Origin of the sequence: Streptomyces sp. NBC_00353, from assembly GCF_036108815.1 — a bacterium.
Lineage (GTDB): Bacteria > Actinomycetota > Actinomycetes > Streptomycetales > Streptomycetaceae > Streptomyces.
This window is the reverse complement of record NZ_CP107985.1, coordinates 7,106,979-7,125,133: the sequence shown is the minus strand read 5'-3', so window position 1 is coordinate 7,125,133 and position 18,155 is coordinate 7,106,979. Positions and strand designations below refer to the sequence as shown.

The window sequence follows — 18,155 nt, the reverse complement described above, 5'->3', positions numbered from 1 at the left end:
GAACCCGTGCCCTCCACCGCTGTCGACACCGAACTGCTGGACCAGGCCCTCTCCGAGCTGCGCGAAGGCGCCGCGTCGTGGACCACCACCCCGATCGCCGAACGGATCGCGCTGCTGGAGCGGTTGATGCCGCGGATCGTCGACAGCGCCGCCGACATGGCCGCAGCCGGCGCCCGCGCCAAGGGATACGGGCCCGACTCCCCGTGGGCGGCCGAGGACTGGATCGGCGCCCCGTGGGCACTCGCCCAGAACGTCAGTGCCTGCCTGCATGTGCTGCGCCGGATCGCGGCGGGCAAGGATCCGGTCGAGGCCGGGGCAGTACATGTGCGAGACGGCCGCACCCGGGTCGACGTCTTCCCCGCCACCGGCTGGGACACCCTGCTGCTCAACGGGTTCACCGCCCAGGTGTGGATGCGCTCAGGCATCACCGCACAGCGGGTACGGGACCGGGCCGCCGGCGAGTACCGCGGCCGGCCCGGACGCCCGGCCGTCGCCCTGGTCCTGGGTGCGGGCAACGTCGCGGCCATCACCGCGCTCGACATACTCCACAAGCTCTACGCCGAGGGCCAGGTCGTCGTCGCGAAGATGAACCCGGTCAACGCCTATCTCCGCCCGCACTTCGAGCACGTATTCGCCGAGTTCGTCGCGCGCGGCTGGGTGCGCTTCATCGACGGCGGTGCGGCCGAGGGCGGCTACCTCGCCGCGCACGAGGGCGTCGACGCCATCCACGTCACCGGCAGCGACCGCACCCACGACGCCATCGTGTGGGGCACCGACGAGCAGGCGGCCGAGCGCCGCCGCGACGACAGGCCGCTGATCGGCAAGCCTTTCACCAGCGAGCTGGGCGGGGTCAGCCCGTGCATCGTCACCCCCGGCCCCTGGAGCGCGGCGGACTTCCGCTTCCAGGCCGAGCACATCGTCACCAGCAAGATGAACAACTCCGGCCACAACTGCATCGCCAGCCAGATCCTGGTCGTGCCCCGGGAGTGGGACGGCACCGAGCGTCTGCTGGAGGAGATCCGGCAGGTGCTGCGCGCACTGCCGCCGCGGACCGACTACTACCCCGGCACCGCCCAGCGCCTCGGCGCCGTGCTCGAGGCCCACCCGCAGGCCGAGTCCCACGGCGAAGGTGACTGCCGCATCCTGGTCCCCGACATCGCCGACCACGACGACATGCTGATCACCGGCGAGGTCTTCGGCAGCGCCCTCGGCGTCGTACGGCTCCCGGGTGCCACCCCGGCCGAATTCCTGCGCCACGCCGTCGACTTCGCCAACGACGCACTCCCCGGGACACTCGGCGCGACCCTCATCGTCCACCCCAGGACCGAGAAGACCCACCGCACCGCCGTGGAGGCAGCCGTCGCCGAACTGCGGTACGGAACCATCGGCGTCAACTGCTGGTCCGCGATCGGCTTCCTGCTCGGCTACACCCCCTGGGGCGCCCACCCCGGCCACACCCGCCAGGACATCGGCAGCGGCATCGGCTTCGTCCACAACGCCTTCATGCTCGAGGACATCGAGAAGACCGTGCTGCGCGCGCCCTTCGCCCCCACCCCGCGCGGTCTGTTCACCGGCTCCCCGTCGCTGTCCCCGCGCCCGCCATACTTCGTCACCAACCGCACTTCCCGTACGACCGTCGAACGCGTCACCCGCTTCACCGCCGCACCCGGCATCGCCAAGCTGCCGGCCGTCTTCGTCTCCGCGCTGCGCGGCTGACAGCCTCGCATTCCGTACCCGAGCCGGCCACGGCCCGACTTTTCGCCCGGCCCCGGGGCGCCACCGCCCGCGACGGACGAACGGGCCGTGCACGGCACCAGAAACGAAAGGCCTCAGGTGAATCTCGCCGACCTCCTCAGCCGCACCGCCGTCACCCATGGCGCGCGTATCGCCGTCGAACTCGGCGACCGGTCGCTGACCTACGCCGAACTCGACACGCTCGCGGGCCGGGTGGCCGCCCTGCTCACCGCGCGCGGCGTCACCCCCGGCGACCGGGTCGCCGTAATGCTGCCGAACCTGCTGGAGTTCCCCGCCCTGTACTACGGCACGCTGCGCGCAGGCGCCGTCGTCGTGCCGATGAACCCGCTCTTCAAGGCACGCGAGATCACCCACTACCTGAACGACTCGGGCGCGGTGCTGCTGTTCGCCCACGAGTCGGCCGTGGCCGCGGCGACCGCCGGGACAGCGGGCTCCGCCGCCACCGTGGTCCCGATCGGGCCGGGTTCGCTCACCGACCTGCTCGCCGCCCATCCGGACCCCATACAGGCGAGGACCCGCGAGGAGCGCGACACCGCGGTCATCCTGTACACCTCCGGCACCACCGGAGTGGCCAAGGGCGCCGAGCTGACCCACGCCAACCTGGTCCGCAACGCCGAGATCATCACGAAGTCGCTGTTCCGGCTCAGCCCCGAGGACATCCTGCTGGGCTGCCTGCCGCTGTTCCACACCTTCGGCCAGACCTGTGCCATGAACGCCGCCGTGACCGCCGGCGCCCGCCTCACCCTGATGCCCCGCTTCGACCCCGCCCTGGCCCTGCGGACCATCCAGCAGCGGCAGGTCACCGTCTTCGAGGGCGTGCCGACGATGTACGCGGCCATGCTCGCCGCACACGCGGAACAGCCGGGCAGCTACGACGCCTCCTCGCTGCGGCTGTGCGCGTCCGGCGGCGCCTCGTTGCCCGTCGAGGTCCTGCACGGCTTCGAGGCTGCCTTCGACTGTCCCGTACTGGAGGGCTTCGGCATGTCCGAGACCTCACCGGTCGCCTCGTTCAACCACCCGGACCGGCCGCGCAAGGCAGGCTCGATCGGCACGCCGATCGAGGGCGTCGAGCTGTGCCTGATCGACGCGAAGGACGGCATCGGCGAACTCTGCGTCCGCGGCCACAACGTCATGAAGGGTTACTGGGGCCGCCCCGAGGCCACCGCCGAAACCATCCTCGACGGCTGGCTGCGCACCGGCGACCTCGCCACCGTCGACGAGGACGGCTACTACTTCATCGTCGACCGCAAGAAGGACCTGATCATCCGCGGCGGCTTCAACGTCTACCCCCGCGAGATCGAAGAGGTCCTCTACGAGCACCCCGCGGTCGCCGAGGCCGCGGTGATCGGCATCCCCCACCCGGCTCTCGGCCAGGAGGTCGCCGCCGCCATGGCCCTGCTCCCGGGCGCCGAGGCCACCCCCGACGACCTGCGGGAGTTCGTACGGGCGCAGGTCGCCCCCTACAAGTACCCCCGCGAGGTCTGGCTGCTCGACGCGCTCCCCAAGGGCGCCACCGGCAAGATCCTCAAGCGCGAGATCGCAACCCCGGGCTCCTGAGGGAGGGCGACCCGCCATCCCGTGCGGGACGAGCAACGGGAGCGACGGCACTCGGTGGCCGCCGCTCCCGTTGCTCGTTGTCAGTGGCGGAGCGCCCTGCCCACCTCGGCGGTGACGTCGCCGGCGAGGGTGCGGTTGCTGCGGGCCGTCGCGTCCTTGGGGGTGCCCGGCCGTACGTCGTCGACCGTGACCACGGTCGAGTCCAGCAGATTGCCGCCGGGGTCGCGGAAGTTGATCTGGACGATGTACGACTTGGCCGACTCGGTGCTGTTCGTCACGGTGATCTTCGTGGTGGCGCGGCCGCCCTGCTCGGTCACCGCGCCCGCCTTGACGTCCTTGCCCGCGTTCACGCCGTTCTTGAAGTTTTGGAGTTTCTCCCGCGCGGCAGCTGATGCCGAGGCCGCCACGTCGCCCCCTCTGGACGCGGCGGACGCCACCGCGGACGCGGCCTTGGACACCGTGCCGGCCGGGCTGCCGCCGTTGTCCGTACATGCGGCGGCAGCCGATGCCACGACCGCCGTCAGCAGCACGGCCCACGCGCCTCGCACGGATCGCCTTGTCATCGCGCCTCCCAGCACTCACGGATCCGTCCCAGTCAAGACGCAGGCGTGGCGGCCCGCATGCCGCGCACGTCGATCGGGTGACGGCAGGCGGCCTCCGTGCACGCGGACGGCTGCGCCGGCGTCGCCTGGGGAACGTGCCTGTGCCCCCGGGCGAGGTCCGGGGGCACAGGCTTCGGGTCCGCGGGCTGTGGGTCGTCAGCGCCCGTAGCGGATCAGGGCGCGGACCATGCGGCAGGTCGTGTCGGACGGCGGATGGATGCCGATGCGCTCGGCAGTCGTGCGTATCTTGGCGTTGTCCGCGCTGGACGGGTAGTAGACGCCCGTGTCGAGCAGGGCGATCGCCAGGCGCATGGCCTTCAGGCGGCGGTTGTGCGAGATGTACCACTCGCGGGGCCGGCCCGCGGGGAGCGGCCTCTTCTGCAGGGGCTTGTGGAGCGGCTTGGTCGTGACTGCGGCAACGGCCATGGGCAACCTCCTGGCACGGTCGTGAAACTCTCACGAACTACCTCTATTTTACGGCCCACCACTGACAATCGCCCCTGGCCAGAGGGGTTTTCGTGGCCTCCGTCCCGTATCGTTGGCCCCATGGAGATCTGGATCAATCCCGCGTGTTCCAAGTGCCGCAGCGCGGTGCAGTTGCTCGATGCGGAGGGAGCCGAATACACCGTCCGCCGCTATCTGGAGGATGTGCCGTCGCCGGACGAGATCCGGGCCGTGCTCGACCGGCTCGGGCTGGAGCCGTGGGACATCACACGGACGCAGGAGGCGGACGCGAAGGAGCTCGGACTCAAGGAGTGGCCGCGCGAGGCCGGTTCGCGGGAGCGGTGGATCACGGCGCTCGCCGAGCATCCGAAGCTGATCCAGCGGCCGATCATCACCGCGGAGGACGGCACGGCTGTGGTGGCGCGCACGGAGGAAGCGGTGCGGGACGCCTTGGGGCGCTGAGCCGGGCGGAGTCGCTCAGCACCCCGCCGCCAGGAACTCCTCGATTCTGCAGTTGAGTTCGGCGGCGTCCGGGGCGTGCAGCGGCAGTGTGTGGTGCGTGGCGCCGGGGATCGTCGCCGTCCGCGCGTTCGGGAGCAGCCGGGCCGCGGTGGCGGCGACCGCTGCGACGTTGTGCGCCCGGCTGTTCTCGGCCAGCAGCATCAGGGTCGGTACGTCCAGGGCGCCCAACGCCTCGGGGGTGGGGCGGGGACCGGTGACCGGCCGGGCGGACGGGAAGCCGGCAGCCGTGTCGCGCAGGTGCAGCCAGACCGGGTCGAGCGGTGCGTCGGAGGTCTCCCAGTTCATGAAGGCGCGCGTGCGTCGCGCGTTGGGGCGGAGCAGCATCGGTAGCGCGTGCAGCAGATAGCCGGGGCGGTACCCGGCGAAGCACTGGGTCGGGTCCACAAGGATCAGCTTCCGGACGCGGCCGGGTGCGTGCAGTGCGTAGTGGAGCGCGATCCAGGCTCCGTAGGAATGACCGCAGAGTGCTGCCGATGCGACGTTCAGGGCGTCCAGCACTGCGTCCAGCCAGGCCGTCAGGTCCGGCACCGTACGGATCCGGCGCTCCCCCACCACACTGCGGCCCGGGTCGCCCATGAGGTCGACGGCGTGGACTCGGTGGCTGCGGCCCAGGTGGGCGGCCTGGGCGTACCAGACGGTGGAGGTGGAGCCGCCGCCTGCCAGCAGCATCAGGGGCGGAGCGCCCTCGGGGCCGTAACTGTTCACACGGGTGGTGCCGTACGGGGTGAGAGCCTCGGAGTGGGTCGTTCCAGCGGGCCACTTGACCGCCAGGACCTCGTCGTACGCGGCGAGGAACGACTCGGTGGCGGCCACCGCGGATGATCCGGATGACGTAGGCGTCATGGGGTGCCTCCCAGATGGGTGCCCTTGGATATTATCTCGCTCGACGAGATAATAAGGGGAGGAGGACCGATGAGCGAGCAGAGTCCCGAGATGGAGATCGTCCATCTGCTGCGCAAGGTGACTGTCGAATTCGGGCTGCGCCAGGCCGAGTTCGCAAGCCGCCACGGCATGCACCCCACCGACGTACGCGCCCTGATCTGCCTGCTCGACTCCGAACGGGCGGGCACGGACGCGACCGCCGGATGGCTCGGTGCGCAGCTCGGACTCAACTCCGCGGGCACCACCGCCGTCATCGACCGGCTGGAACGGCTCGGTCATCTCACGCGCACCCGTGACCCGCGCGACCGGCGTCGGGTGCTGCTGGCGGTGGACCCGCGGGCGGTAGAGCTGGGCCGGTCCTTCTTCGGGCCGCTGATCGACAACACGGTCGCGGTGCTGCGCGACTTCGACGAGAGTGAGACGGCCGCCGTGCGGCGCTTCCTGTCCGCCGCGCACCGGGCGGCCACCGCCATTTCATGACCGGCTGGGCGGCGACAGAGGGTTACGTCCGCCTGACGGCTGAAACGAACGCGCCTGTTACTCGTACGTAGGGACACACGCACCACATCCGGCCCGAGCGCATCAGGTGTTCCGGCCGGGGACAGGAGCCCTACGTGTCACGCAAGAAGACCCTCAGCCGCAACAAGAAGCTCGCCCTGCTGGTCGGGGCCGCCGCGCTCGCCGGTGGGACGGCTGCCGTACTGGCCGGAACCAGCCAGGCCGCACAGTCGCCACCGGCTGACCGGGCCTCGTCGGTCGTCTGCACCGGACTCACCACGGCGCTCGGCAACAACGAGCGGTTCATCGCCGGTCAGCGGGCCAATCCGGATGCCCAGTCGGCTGCGCGGATCGCCAACCGGGAAGCCGTGATCGCGGAGATCCGGCGCCAACAGGCCGCCTCGGGATGCGGTGGGGAGGGATCGGCGGTCGTGGATCCTGCCCCGTCCGCAGCCGCTTCCGCACCGGCCTCCGCGTCCGCGCCCGCGCCAGGGACCGCGGCCCCGGCGCCGCCCGGCGGAGGGGGGCAGCCCACCGGTGAGGTCGTCTGTGCCGGATCCACCGTGACGCTGTCCGGCGAGGGAGGTGCCCCCGCCGCGTCCAGCAATCAGTTCCCCGTCGGCACCCGGCTCAAGGTGACCAATCTCGACAACAACAAGTCCACCACGGTGCAGGTCACTTCACCGTCCGGAAGCTGCGCCCTGCTGAACAACGCCGCGTTCGAGCAGGTGCGCGAACCGGGCAAGTTCCTGATCCGTCGCGCCCGCATCGAGCGCGTGGGTTGACGAGCCCGGGCCGGGCGGTGCCGTGCGGTACGAGACACGGCAACGCCCGGCACCCCTCGTGGTTCAGGAACGCACGGCGGCCTCCGCCTCGGCCAGCAGCTCGGTCAGCCGCAGCCCGAACCGTACGTCGCAGGGGTGCGGAACCCCTGTGCGCACCGCTTCGAGCAGCGCGTCCACCGCCGCGCGGAACGAACTCACCGCGTCACCCCCACCCGGCAGCGTGGCGATGCCGGATTCGCCCCTGAACTCGACCTCCGTGCCCGCTGCTCCGAGCGGTGCGTCCAGCGCCAGCGTCACCGTGCTGGACGCACCCGAGGCGTGGCGGAGGATCAGATGGGTGGTGTCGGCGGGTCCGCGGGCGGCGGTCAGTTCCGTCACATCGCCGAGGACCGGGAGCAGCACCGACAGCGCATGCGGGCCCACGTCCCACAGGCCGCCCTTCTCGCGGCGCCACGGCGAGTGTGCGAACTCGCTCTCCGCCCCGGGGACGTACAGCGCGCCGATCCACTGCGCGCGGGCGGTGAACCAGCCGCCCCGCGCGGCCTGCTCGGCGATCCACGCGGCGGTCGGCTCGGCGAACCGCATCGTGCAGAACACGACGGACGCGACCCCCGCCCGGCCGGCCGCCTCGGCGACCTCGCGGGCCCCGGCCACCGTCGTCGCAACCGGCTTGTCCATCAGCAGGTGGCATCCGGCCGCCGCGGCGCGGGCGGCGAGCGGGGCCTGGACGTCCGGCGGCAGGGCGAACGCGACGGCGTCACTCGCGGCGAGGAGTTCGTCGACGCCCGCGTCACCGGTGTACGCCTTGGTGCCGTGGGCGGCGGCGAGCGCGTTCGCCGCCTCGGGTCGGCGCCCCCACACACCGCTGAGTACGACGCCGGGGTGGGAGGCGAGGGCGGGTGCCTGGGTGTTCCGGGCCCAGGGGCCCGTACCGAGAAGGCCGATACGCAGAGGGGCAGCAGGTGGTGTCGTCATGGGTGCCAGTCTGCCCGGTCCGCATATCGGGTGGCGGCGCACGAAGGCCCACGGCTGCGTCGGCGGAGCCGGCCGCGGGACTCCGGCTGCGACTTCCGGGACTTGCCTATGAGCAGTGATTTCGCTGATCGCGCCCCCGTTCCCGCCCGGTTCGTATACCCGCTGTGGACCTCGGGCGGCGACGATCCGCCTCTGGTGCGCCCTTGGGCGCACTACCTGTCGGCCCGGGCTTCGGTAGCAGCGTCGTCGATGTCGGACCACGGTCGCACTGCACCTCGTACATCCCGCACGGTCCGGTCGCGAACTGGTCGGGGGCACGTGCGGGGGTCTCCCTGGAGGGCTGTCTCGCAGTGCATTACCTGAAGACGTTCCGGCTGTCCGATGCACAGGTGCGGCGCGGCCATCTGCTGCACACGCTCGCCGATGCCGACCCGCAACTCGCGGCGGCTGCGGCGGCGCTGGGCATCATCACGGACGAGCTGGTACGACGGATCCGCGCGGCCGGTTTCGAGGCGCTTCTCAAGGCCCGCGTACAGGCGCGCGTACAACCCCCTCAACGCCCACGTATAACGCAGGAAACCTCGGTAACACGGGGTTCACATTTGGGCAACGGACGGGAAATCGTGTCTTGCGAAGCTGCGCTGCAGAGACCGGACCGCAGACCGCAGCATCGCAGCACCCGCAAAGGATGGCTTCCGTGACGTTCAAGGCTGAGTACATCTGGATCGATGGCACCGAGCCGACCGCCAAGCTTCGTTCGAAGACGAAGATCATGGCAGGGGATGCCTCCCAGGGTGTCGCGGAGCTGCCCATCTGGGGCTTCGACGGGTCCAGCACCAACCAGGCCGAGGGTCACGCCTCCGACCGCGTACTGAAGCCGGTCTTCTCCTGTCCGGACCCGATCCGCGGCGGCAACGACGTGCTCGTGCTGTGCGAGGTCTTCAACATCGACATGACTCCGCACGAGTCCAACACGCGGTCGGCCCTGCGTCCGGTCGCCGAGCAGTTCGCCGGCCAGGAGCCGATCTTCGGCATCGAGCAGGAGTACACCTTCTTCGACGGTCACCGGCCGCTCGGCTTCCCCGCGGGCGGCTTCCCGGCCGCGCAGGGCGGCTACTACTGCGGTGTCGGCGCCGACGAGATCTTCGGCCGCGAGATCGTCGAGAAGCACCTCGAGAACTGCCTGACGGCGGGTCTGGGCATCTCCGGCATCAACGCCGAGGTCATGCCCGGTCAGTGGGAGTTCCAGGTGGGCCCGCTCTCCCCGCTGGAGGTCTCCGACCAGCTGTGGATCGCCCGGTGGCTGCTCTACCGCACCGCCGAGGACTTCAACGTCTCCGCGACCCTGGACCCGAAGCCGGTCAAGGGCGACTGGAACGGCGCGGGTGCGCACACCAACTTCTCCACCAAGGCGATGCGCGAGGGTTACGACGCGATCATCACCGCGTGCGAGTCGCTGGGCGAGGGCTCGAAGCCGATGGACCACGTCAAGAACTACGGCGCCGGCATCGACGACCGCCTGACCGGTCTGCACGAGACCGCCCCGTGGAACGAGTACAGCTACGGCGTCTCCAACCGTGGCGCCTCGGTCCGTATCCCGTGGCAGGTCGAGCAGGACCAGAAGGGCTACATCGAGGACCGTCGCCCGAACGCCAACGTCGACCCGTACGTCGTCACGCGGCTGATCGTCGACACCTGCTGCACGGCGCTGGAGAAGGCCGACCAGGTCTGATCCGTATCTGATTCCGTACGAAGGGGCACCTGCCGGAAACGGTGGGTGCCCCTTCGGCGTGCCCGGCCCGTACCGGGAAACATGTCACCTGCCGCCGGGGCGGTCGAGGCAGCACAGGCGGCGGCCCACGAGGTGAAGTGCGAGGTGAGGAACGTAACGCAAAGGGTCCGTATCGACGGGTGAGAGAGGCCTGCAGCGGCGCCGCCTTGTCTGGTCTAATAGGGGCATGGCCAGCTTCCAGTACACCGCGCCGGGTCGCAGCGACCTCGAGCCGTTCTGGCCTTCCCGTCAGCATCATGACTTCGACCGGGTGTGTTGTCGCGCGTGGAACGCGCAGGCCCTCTAAAGCCGCTCACCCCGGTCTTCGGTCCGCGCGCACGACGCAAGTCCGTCCCTCGACGACTCCTTCGCGCGAAAGAGCTGACCCTCATGGCGAACACTCGTACCTTCTCCGCCGCCACCGCTGTCACCGCAGCATCGTCGGCGACCGCTGCGGCCCCACCCTCCGCCCGCTCCGTCTCCCCCAACCGCCACCGGCTGCGCGCCGTCGACCCCGACGAGGTCGTCCAGCTGGCCGATGTGGCCGACTTCCTCCCGCCGGGCGCCACCTGGCTGCCGGCACCACAGCACACCCTTCCGGCACTGCCGGGCCGGCCGCCGATGATCGGCTACCTGGTGCTCGTACCGGCCGATCAGCAGCCCGCCGTTGCAGCGGCGGCCGCGGCCGCCGCCCAGCGGATCGTGCCGCAGCCGGTGGCGACCCCGGCCTCGGCCGGTCCGGTGCGTATCGACACGGTGCAGCGCACCGCGGCGGTGGACGGGAACACGCTCGACCTCACGTTCCTCGAATTCGAACTGCTCGCCCATTTGGTGGCGCACCCGCACCGGGTGCACACCCGCGACCAGTTGGTGACGACCGTCTGGGGCTACGGGCATGTGGGCGACGGGCGCACCGTCGACGTCCACATCGCGCGGCTGCGCCGCAAGCTGGGCGTCGAGCACCGCCGGTCGATCCAGACGGTGCGACGCGTCGGTTACAAGTACGCCCCCTGAGCGGGCCGCACACGACAAGCCCTGGCCGACCGGTCGTACCCGGTGGGCCAGGGCTTCTTCGTAGGGGCGTCAGCCGCGGAGACCCGGCCCGGGCAGAACCGGTTCGGCAACCGCGCCCGCTGCCTCCGCCTCGCCGTGGTCCAGGCTCGGCAGCCGGGAGAGTCCGCGCGGGGTCCGCCAGTTCCGCTCGCCGAGCAGCGCCATGACGGAGGGCAACAGGACCATCCGTACGATCGTGGCGTCCAGCAGCACCGCAACGGCGAGGCCGACGCCCATCTGCTGCATGTCCTGCATGGACAGCGTCCCGAAGACCGCGAACACCGCCACCATGATCACGGCCGCGCCGGTCACCGCGCCCGCCGTCCGCCGGATGCCCGTGTCGATGGCCGCCCGGGTGTCCAGACCGCTCTGCCGGGCCTCGCGGATCCGGGAGACCACGAATACGTGGTAGTCCATCGACAGGCCGAAGAGCACCACCAGGACGAACAGCGGCATCCATGCCTCGATCGCCCCGACCCCCTCCGAGCCGATCAGCGAAGCACCCCAGCCGTGCTGGAAGACGGCCACCATCACTCCGTACGCGGCCCCCACGGAGAGCAGGTTGAGGAGGATCGACGTCACCGCGATGACGTACGAGCGGAAGCAGAACAGCATCAGCAGGAACGTCACCGCGGTGATGAACGCGAAGACGGGGACGATGCCGCGCTTCAGCTGGTCGTTGAAGTCGACGGACCCGGCCAGCTCCCCGGTGACGTACGCCTGCGCGCCCGTCCCGTCGAAGGCGGCGGGCACCCGCCTGTCGCGCAGCTCGGCCAGGTCGGCCTTGCCGTCGGGCAGCGGCACCTCGATCTCGGCGACGTTCTGCGCCCGGTGCACGGTCACCTTGCCGGGGCCGAACTCCGCCAGTGCCTTGCGCAGTTCGGGCGAGTCGATGTCGTCCGCCTCGATCACGAGGAGTGCGGGGGCGGGGCCGCCCGGGAACGTCTCCTCGATGTTCCGGTACGCCACGGAGAGCTCCGAGTCCGAGCCGAACTGCTTCTCCAGGCCGAGCGACTCGGTCTTCATGCCGAGGGCGGGCGCGGCCAGGGCCAGCAGGACGACGACCGAGGAGACGGCAAAGACCTTGGGCCGGGCCAGGACAGGACCGAGGATCGTGCCTGCAAAGGAGCCACTGGCCCGCGCACCCCGCCGGGAGCGCCGGTTCAGCAGCGGCACCCGCCCCGCGTCGATCCGGTCCCCGAGCCAGGACAGCAGCGCGGGAAGCACGGTCACCGAGCCCAGCACGGCGATGAGGACGACGGTGATCGTGGCCAGGGCGAAGCCCTTGAACAGCATCAGTCCGGACAGGAACATACCGGCCATCGCGACCATGACGGTGAGCCCGGAGACCAGCACGGCCCGGCCGCTGGTCGCCGCCGCGATCCGCAGCGCCGTCCCGGCGTCGCGCCCCGCGGCCCGCTCGTCGCGCTCGCGCCGCAGGTAGAAGAGGCAGTAGTCGACGCCGACGGCGAAGCCCATCAGGAACATCACGGAGTACGTGGTCTGGAAGAGGTGCAGTTGGTGGCTGGCCAGCGACAGCAGACCGAAGGCGGCCATGCAGGCGGTGAGTGCGAGCCCGACCGGCAGCAGGGCCGCGACCACGGCGCCGAAGGCGATCAGCAGGATGCCCAGGGCCAGGGGTACGGCGGTGAACTCGGCCTTCTTGAAGTCCTCGGAGAGCAGGTCGCCGAGCCACTTCCCAGCGCTGGCCTCGCCGAACTGATGGATCGTGATGTCCGGCCGCTTCTCCCGGACCCCGGACACGGCGTCGAGCACCGGCTGCACCCGGTCGGCGGACGTCGCCGCGTCTCCCTTCATGTCAAAGGTGATCAGGGCGTCCTTGCCGTCCTTGGAGGGGACGGGCGCCGCGAGGTTCCGGACCTCGCCGGTCCGCTCCACGGCGGCGGAGACCTCACGGGCCGCGTCCTGCCAGTCACCCGCCTTCGCCGCGGACACCATGACCAGCTCACCCGCGGGATGGGCGAGGCCGGCGTCGTCGAGGATCCGCTCCGCCCGTGCCGAGTCGCCCGTGGCGTTCTCGGCGTCCGTCATCTCGACCATGCCGGATGCCCCGCCGATCCCCGTGGCGAGCACGACGAAGAGCAGCCAGCCGAGGATGGCCGTCCTGCGATGGTGTGCGCTCCACACGCCGATGCGTGCCGCCAGGTTGCGCCTCATGGCGTTTCGCCCCCAGAAGTTGACGTCGAATGAGTCGCTCACGAACTTAGGAACGGGGCGCCTGCCGCCCCAGCCGCCGGAACCCCCTCTCTCCGAGGCGTAGGGCGAGGTCGCGATGGTGGTGCTGGGTACACCCCTCCCGGGTGTCGAAACGGCTGACGTCACGTCTGACCGCCGGGTGAGACTGTCCTCGGACCGCGGCCTGCCAGGAGGGGCCCGGCGAAGGGAAGAGGGACCATCATGAACGCGATGCAGAGCCGGATACGGTCCGCGCTGCTGGCCGCCGGGCGCGGGATCGTACTGTCGATCGCCAGTCTCGCCGGGTCGATCACCCTGTTCGTCCTGGCGGTGCTCTCGATCGCCTTCATTCCGCTGGGTCTGGGCCTGTTCACCACCCCACAGGTGCTGGACGCGGTCCGCGGGCACGCCAACCAGCGCCGGCTGCTGGCGGCGACCTGGTCGGACATCCGTATCCCGGTCCCCTACCGGCCCTTCCCGAAAGATCTGCGCGGCGGGTTCACGGGGCAGGTGGAGCGGACGACGCTGATGCTGAAGGATCCGGCGACCTGGCGGGACATCCAGTGGCTGCTGGTCGACATGACGGCCGGCTACTGCGTGTCGATCCTCGCCTCGGCGCTGCTGCTCTATCCGGTGGAGGGGTTCGTCCTGGCGGCGGGCCTGTGGCGGGTCTTCACCGACGACCGGTACTGGTACGCGTTCGTGCCGGTCGACAGCCAGGCGACGGCGCTGGCCGCCGCAGCGCTCGGTGTGGTGTTCTTCCTGACGGGTCTGAAGGTCGGCAAGCCGCTGCTGCGGCTGCACTTCGTGATCGCCCGCTCGCTGCTGGCGCCCACCCATGAGCAGGAGCTGGCCCGGCGGATCGACCGGCTCACCGAGACCCGGCACGAGGCCGTGGACACCGCCGCCTCCGAACTGCGCCGTATCGAGCGCGATCTGCACGACGGCGCGCAGGCCCGGCTGGTCGCCATGGGCATGAACCTGGGCACGATCGAGGCGCTGATCGAGAAGGACCCGGCGCAGGCCAAGAAGCTTCTCGCGACGGCCCGCGAGTCCTCCGCGGAAGCCCTCACCGAGCTGCGCGATCTCGTACGGGGCATCCACCCGCCGGTCCTGGCCGAACGCGGACTCGGGGACGCCGTCAAGGCGCTGGCGCTGCGGCTGCCCATCGCGGCCCAGGTCGAGGTGGAGCTGGCCGGCCGCGCCGAGGCACCGGTCGAGTCGGCCGCGTACTTCGCGGTGAGCGAGACCCTGACGAACGCCGCCAAGCACTCGGGGGCGGACCGTCTCTGGGTGGACATCCACCACGCCGACTCGATGCTGCGGATCTCCGTCACGGACAACGGAAGGGGCGGCGCGACGATCGGACCGGGCTCTGGGCTGAGCGGAATCGAAAGCCGACTCGGTACATTCGACGGCATCATGGCCGTCAGCAGCCCCGCGGGCGGTCCCACCATGGTGACCATGGAGATCCCTTGCGAGTTGTCCTAGCCGAAGATCTCTTCCTGCTGCGCGACGGTCTGGTGCGGATGCTGCAGGCGTACGACTTCGAGATTGCGGCAGCCGTCGAGACCGGGCCCGAACTGACCAGGGCACTCGCCGAGTTGGAGCCGGACGTCGCGGTGGTCGACGTCCGGCTCCCGCCGTCCCACACGGACGAGGGCCTGCAGTGCGCACTGGCGGCCAGAAAGGCCCGGCCTGGGCTGCCGGTGCTCGTGCTCTCGCAGCATGTGGAGCAGTTGTACGCACGCGAGCTGCTGGCGGACGGCAACGGGGCCATCGGATATCTGCTCAAGGACCGGGTCTTCGACGCCGACCAGTTCATCGACGCGGTACGCAGAGTCGCGGCGGGCGGCACCGCGATGGACCCACAGGTGATCTCGCAGCTGCTGTCGCGACGGGCGCAGGACAAGCCGATGGGCGGGCTGACGCCGCGCGAGCTGGAGGTCATGGAACTGATGGCCCAGGGCCGTTCGAACGCGGCGATCGCCTCGAAGATGGTGATCACGGAGCGGGCGGTGGCCAAGCACACCTCGAATATCTTCGGGAAGCTCGGCCTGCCGCCGTCCGACGACGACAACCGCCGCGTTCTTGCGGTGCTGGCCTATCTCGACCGGGGGTGACCCCGATCCCCCGGCCGACGGCTCATCCGGTCGAACTCAGGTGCAGCGTGGTCGCCCCGAGGTGCGGTGCGGCCCGGGACTCCAGGACCTCGACCCGTACCGCCGTCGCGGTGACGGGCGAGGCGAGCGGCAGGATGCGCCGGTTGCCGATGGTGGTGCCCTCGGCGATCCGCTGCCAGCTGCCGTCGATCCTGGCCTCCACGGCGAACTTCTCGACCCGCTGCCCGTGCCGGATGTCCTCGCGGACGGCGACCCGGTCGAAGGTGTACGGCCCAGGAGCCTGCGTGCGCCGCACATCGGTGCCGTAGGTGCTGCGTACCGCCTTGCCGAAGGCGGTCAGTGACGCGACGTCCGCGTCGGCGATCCGGCCGTCCCGGTTGGGCGGCACGTTCAGCAGCAGTGCGGCGTTCCGGCCGACGCTCTTCTCGTACAGGTTCATCAACTGCGCAGGAGACTTGGGCTGTTGCTCCGGGTGGTAGAACCAGCCGGGCCGGATGGAGACGTCCGCCTCGGCCGGGTACCACTGCAGGTACTTGGTCGTCGGGTCGAGGATCCTGGCGCGGGAGCCGATGTCGGCGTCGGTCGAGTCGTTGGGCAGGCTGCCGAGTCCGGTCCACGGGTCGGTGGCGTGCGGGGTGACGCTCCACTCGGTCTCACGGGCGGTGCCGCCCTCGTTCCCGACCCAGCGCACGCCCTGCGGGCCCTGGAAGACGACGGTGTTCGGCGACAGCGCCTTGACCATGTCGAACCACTGCTTGACGTTGTACTTCTGGGTGATGCCGGAGCCGGACCAGGGGTTGGCGCCGTCCAGCCAGAGCTCCTCGATCGGCCCGTACTGGGTGAAGATTTCGTAGAGCTGGTTGAGGTAGTACGCGTCGTAGTCGTCGGCCATCACCGTGAAGGTGGGGAGCTTGTGACGCTTGACTGCCGCGGCGCGGTCGTCCCCGGGGACGAGGGTGGGGATGGTGCGCTCGGTGACGGCACTGCCGTTGCCGAACCTTCCCTCACCCGCGGGTGCCCGGTCGCCGTCCTCCAGCGCCATCTGTTCGGGCAGGCTCAGTGGCTTGCCCTCCGCCTGCTTCTTGCGGATCGACTCGACCCACTGGGCGTGCCAGGCGTGCGGGAGTTCGGCGCCGTCGGAGGGCGAGAGATAGAGGCCGACCTTCAGGCCCGCCTTGCGGGCGGCCTTCACGTAGGCGCCGACGACATCGGGGCTGCCGGGGCTGAGTTCGACCGAGTGGTCGGTGTAGCGCGACGGGTACAGGACGAACCCGTCGTGGTGCTTGGCGGTGAGCATGACCTGCTCGGCACCGGCCGCCTTGTAGGCACGCATCCACTGGTCGGCGTCGATGCTCTTCGGGGCGAAGAGCTTTTCGTCCTCGGTGCCCGATCCCCATTCGCGACCCGTGAAGGTGTTCATGCCGAAGTGGGTGAAGGCCGTGACTTCGCGCTGCTGCCAGGCGAGTTGGCCGGGGGTGGGGACGATGTTCGCGGCCTTCTCGATGATCCGCTCAGGGCTGTCGCAGGACTCGACGGCCATCTGCGAAGCGGGCTTCACAGGCGCGGCGCACGGGGTGCCCGGCGGTGCGGCGGCCCGATGTCCGGGCTCCTGCCCGGCCGCCTGCGCGGCTTGCTGAGCAGTGGCCTGCACGGGAACGAGCGCGGCCGCGGCAGCCAGTGCGAGCGCACTGAGCACACGGGTGCGTCGTGCCATGGTTCCCTCTCATTCTCGACCTCATTGGTCGGATCTCTAGGGTGTCGACTTGCGCATGCTGCCGCACAATGAGGCCCACGGGAAGGGTGTCTACGAAATACGTCCCATCTATTGCCAGGACATCTGAGGAAGCGCCTCAGCCGTTGAACCACGCCGCAGCGTCGAGCCGGAACCCGTCGGCGGGCGCCATCGTGCGCAGATCGGACTCCAGCGCCCACAGCCGCTCGGCGCCGAGCACCCGGGCCCATTCGGCACGCAGCCGGTCGAACCCCTCGGCGGAGCGGACCAGCACGTCGACACCGCGCGGGGTCACCCGGACCAGCTTGCGGCGACCGTCCTGCGGATCGTCGACCCGCTCGACGTAGCCGAGGCTCTCCAGCCTGTCGACGGTCTTCCCGGCGGCCTGCTTGGAGACGCCCAGCCGCCGGCCGATCTCACTGGCGGTAGCACCGTCGCGGCCGACGGCCTGGAGCGCGAAGCCGTAGGCGGGACGGACTTCGGGATGCCCGCACTCGGCCAGTTCGCGATGGAGCTCGTCGACGATCGACCGGAACCCGGCGAACAGGAGCAGGGGCAGCTCGAAGCCCGCACCGTCACCGTCGGGCGCCACACCTTCAACTCGCCCTGTTGGCTCAGCCATTGCAAAACTCGACAACCTGATTTACGTTTTCGTCAATCACGTTGTCGAGTTTATCGCGAGAGGTCCTCCCATGCCCGCGCCCGCGTTTCCCGACCACACCCTCGAATCCGCTCCTGGCGCCGCCCGTCGCGCCATGGAGGCCGTGGTGAACAAGCAGGGCCATCTGCCCGCCGCCGTCGGCCGGTTGGCCACGTCACCGCAGCTGCTCGACGGCTTCCTGAAGATCAGCGCGATCTTCGAGTCGACCACCCTGGACCCGCTCTCCCGCGAGGTCCTGATCATGACGATCGCCACCCGGAACGACTGCCACGTCTGCGTCGCGATGCACACCGCGAAGCTCACCGCACTCGGTGCGGACGCCGACCTGATCGCCGCACTGCGCACGGAGCGACCGCTGCCGGCCGAACGGCCCGAAGCGGTAAGGCAGTTCACCCTTGCCGTCATCGCGACGGCGGGCGCGGTCGACGACGCCGCGCTGCAGGACTTCCTGGCGCACGGCTACACCCCGCAGAACGCCCTCGAAGTGGTCCTGGGCATCGGCGCGTACACGATGTCGACGCTGGCGAACCGGATGACCGGGGCACCCGTCGACCCACAGCTCGCAGAGTTCGCTCCCGCCCCCATGTGACCCGTTTTGC

The 18,155-nt window shown here is 70.3% G+C and carries 17 protein-coding genes and 1 pseudogene; 11 read left to right on the top strand and 7 right to left on the bottom strand.

What is annotated here, in order from left to right; translation table 11 throughout:
- The first annotated feature begins 6 nt into the window (after positions 1-6).
- On the top strand, positions 7-1,716 hold the full coding sequence (locus OHA88_RS32075; RefSeq protein WP_328628068.1) for an aldehyde dehydrogenase family protein: 1,710 nt from the start codon (positions 7-9) through the stop codon (positions 1,714-1,716).
- Positions 1,717-1,803: 87 nt separating this feature from the next.
- Positions 1,804-3,312: a long-chain-fatty-acid--CoA ligase gene (locus OHA88_RS32070; RefSeq protein ID WP_443044314.1), complete on the top strand. Its 1,509-nt coding sequence runs from the start codon at positions 1,804-1,806 to the stop codon at positions 3,310-3,312.
- An 80-nt stretch (positions 3,313-3,392) separates the two neighbouring features.
- Here the strand turns inward: OHA88_RS32070 and OHA88_RS32065 are convergent, their stop codons facing one another.
- A complete protein-coding gene (locus OHA88_RS32065) occupies positions 3,393-3,875 on the bottom strand; it encodes a hypothetical protein (RefSeq protein WP_328628067.1) in 483 nt (160 codons plus the stop codon).
- A gap of 195 nt (positions 3,876-4,070) precedes the next feature.
- The gene (locus OHA88_RS32060) at positions 4,071-4,340 is read right to left on the bottom strand and encodes a hypothetical protein (protein ID WP_328628066.1); all 270 of its coding nucleotides are present in this window, start codon (positions 4,338-4,340) and stop codon (positions 4,071-4,073) included.
- Positions 4,341-4,460: 120 nt separating this feature from the next.
- Here OHA88_RS32060 and OHA88_RS32055 point away from each other — a divergent pair, with 120 nt between their 5' ends.
- Positions 4,461-4,820 carry an arsenate reductase family protein gene (locus OHA88_RS32055; protein ID WP_030926242.1) on the top strand — a complete coding sequence of 120 codons (360 nt, stop codon included), beginning with the start codon at positions 4,461-4,463 and terminating at the stop codon, positions 4,818-4,820.
- Between the two features lie 15 nt (positions 4,821-4,835).
- Here the strand turns inward: OHA88_RS32055 and OHA88_RS32050 are convergent, their stop codons facing one another.
- Positions 4,836-5,723: an alpha/beta fold hydrolase gene (locus tag OHA88_RS32050; protein ID WP_328628065.1), complete on the bottom strand. Its 888-nt coding sequence runs from the start codon at positions 5,721-5,723 to the stop codon at positions 4,836-4,838.
- A 69-nt stretch (positions 5,724-5,792) separates the two neighbouring features.
- On the opposite strand from OHA88_RS32050, the gene OHA88_RS32045 reads away from it, so the two are divergent.
- Entirely contained in the window at positions 5,793-6,242 is a 450-nt protein-coding gene (locus tag OHA88_RS32045; protein WP_328628064.1) for a MarR family transcriptional regulator, read from the top strand.
- 134 nt (positions 6,243-6,376) lie between these two features.
- On the top strand, positions 6,377-7,045 hold the full coding sequence (locus tag OHA88_RS32040) for a hypothetical protein (protein WP_328628063.1): 669 nt from the start codon (positions 6,377-6,379) through the stop codon (positions 7,043-7,045).
- A gap of 63 nt (positions 7,046-7,108) precedes the next feature.
- On the opposite strand, the gene OHA88_RS32035 is transcribed toward OHA88_RS32040, so the two are convergent.
- On the bottom strand, positions 7,109-8,020 hold the full coding sequence (locus OHA88_RS32035) for a Gfo/Idh/MocA family protein (RefSeq protein WP_328628062.1): 912 nt from the start codon (positions 8,018-8,020) through the stop codon (positions 7,109-7,111).
- Positions 8,021-8,370: 350 nt separating this feature from the next.
- On the opposite strand from OHA88_RS32035, the pseudogene OHA88_RS32030 reads away from it, so the two are divergent.
- The 3 genes and pseudogenes from OHA88_RS32030 to OHA88_RS32020 form a co-directional block, all read left to right on the top strand.
- A pseudogene (locus tag OHA88_RS32030) lies at positions 8,371-8,550 on the top strand (ARPP-2 domain-containing protein); the annotation flags it as partial.
- A 167-nt stretch (positions 8,551-8,717) separates the two neighbouring features.
- Positions 8,718-9,752, top strand: a complete 1,035-nt coding sequence (gene glnII / locus OHA88_RS32025; RefSeq protein WP_328628061.1) for a glutamine synthetase — start codon at positions 8,718-8,720, stop codon at positions 9,750-9,752.
- A gap of 429 nt (positions 9,753-10,181) precedes the next feature.
- Entirely contained in the window at positions 10,182-10,805 is a 624-nt protein-coding gene (locus OHA88_RS32020; protein ID WP_328628060.1) for a winged helix-turn-helix domain-containing protein, read from the top strand.
- 69 nt (positions 10,806-10,874) lie between these two features.
- On the opposite strand, the gene OHA88_RS32015 is transcribed toward OHA88_RS32020, so the two are convergent.
- Complete coding sequence (locus OHA88_RS32015; RefSeq protein ID WP_328629844.1) at positions 10,875-13,022, bottom strand: MMPL family transporter; 2,148 nt, start codon at positions 13,020-13,022, stop codon at positions 10,875-10,877.
- Between the two features lie 240 nt (positions 13,023-13,262).
- Between OHA88_RS32015 and OHA88_RS32010 the strand changes: the two genes are divergently transcribed.
- Complete coding sequence (locus tag OHA88_RS32010; protein ID WP_328628059.1) at positions 13,263-14,531, top strand: sensor histidine kinase; 1,269 nt, start codon at positions 13,263-13,265, stop codon at positions 14,529-14,531.
- Positions 14,516-15,163, top strand: a complete 648-nt coding sequence (locus OHA88_RS32005) for a response regulator transcription factor (protein WP_326603290.1) — start codon at positions 14,516-14,518, stop codon at positions 15,161-15,163. Before OHA88_RS32010 ends, OHA88_RS32005 begins: the two co-directional genes overlap by 16 nt.
- Before the next feature lie 22 nt (positions 15,164-15,185).
- Here OHA88_RS32005 and OHA88_RS32000 read toward each other — a convergent pair whose 3' ends face one another.
- Positions 15,186-16,877 (bottom strand): alpha-L-fucosidase, encoded by a 1,692-nt coding sequence (locus tag OHA88_RS32000; protein WP_328628058.1) that lies wholly within the window; start codon positions 16,875-16,877, stop codon positions 15,186-15,188.
- 136 nt (positions 16,878-17,013) lie between these two features.
- Positions 17,014-17,517: a MarR family winged helix-turn-helix transcriptional regulator gene (locus OHA88_RS31995; protein WP_328628057.1), complete on the bottom strand. Its 504-nt coding sequence runs from the start codon at positions 17,515-17,517 to the stop codon at positions 17,014-17,016.
- A gap of 70 nt (positions 17,518-17,587) precedes the next feature.
- Here OHA88_RS31995 and OHA88_RS31990 point away from each other — a divergent pair, with 70 nt between their 5' ends.
- Entirely contained in the window at positions 17,588-18,145 is a 558-nt protein-coding gene (locus OHA88_RS31990; RefSeq protein WP_328628056.1) for a carboxymuconolactone decarboxylase family protein, read from the top strand.
- Positions 18,146-18,155: the final 10 nt, after the last annotated feature.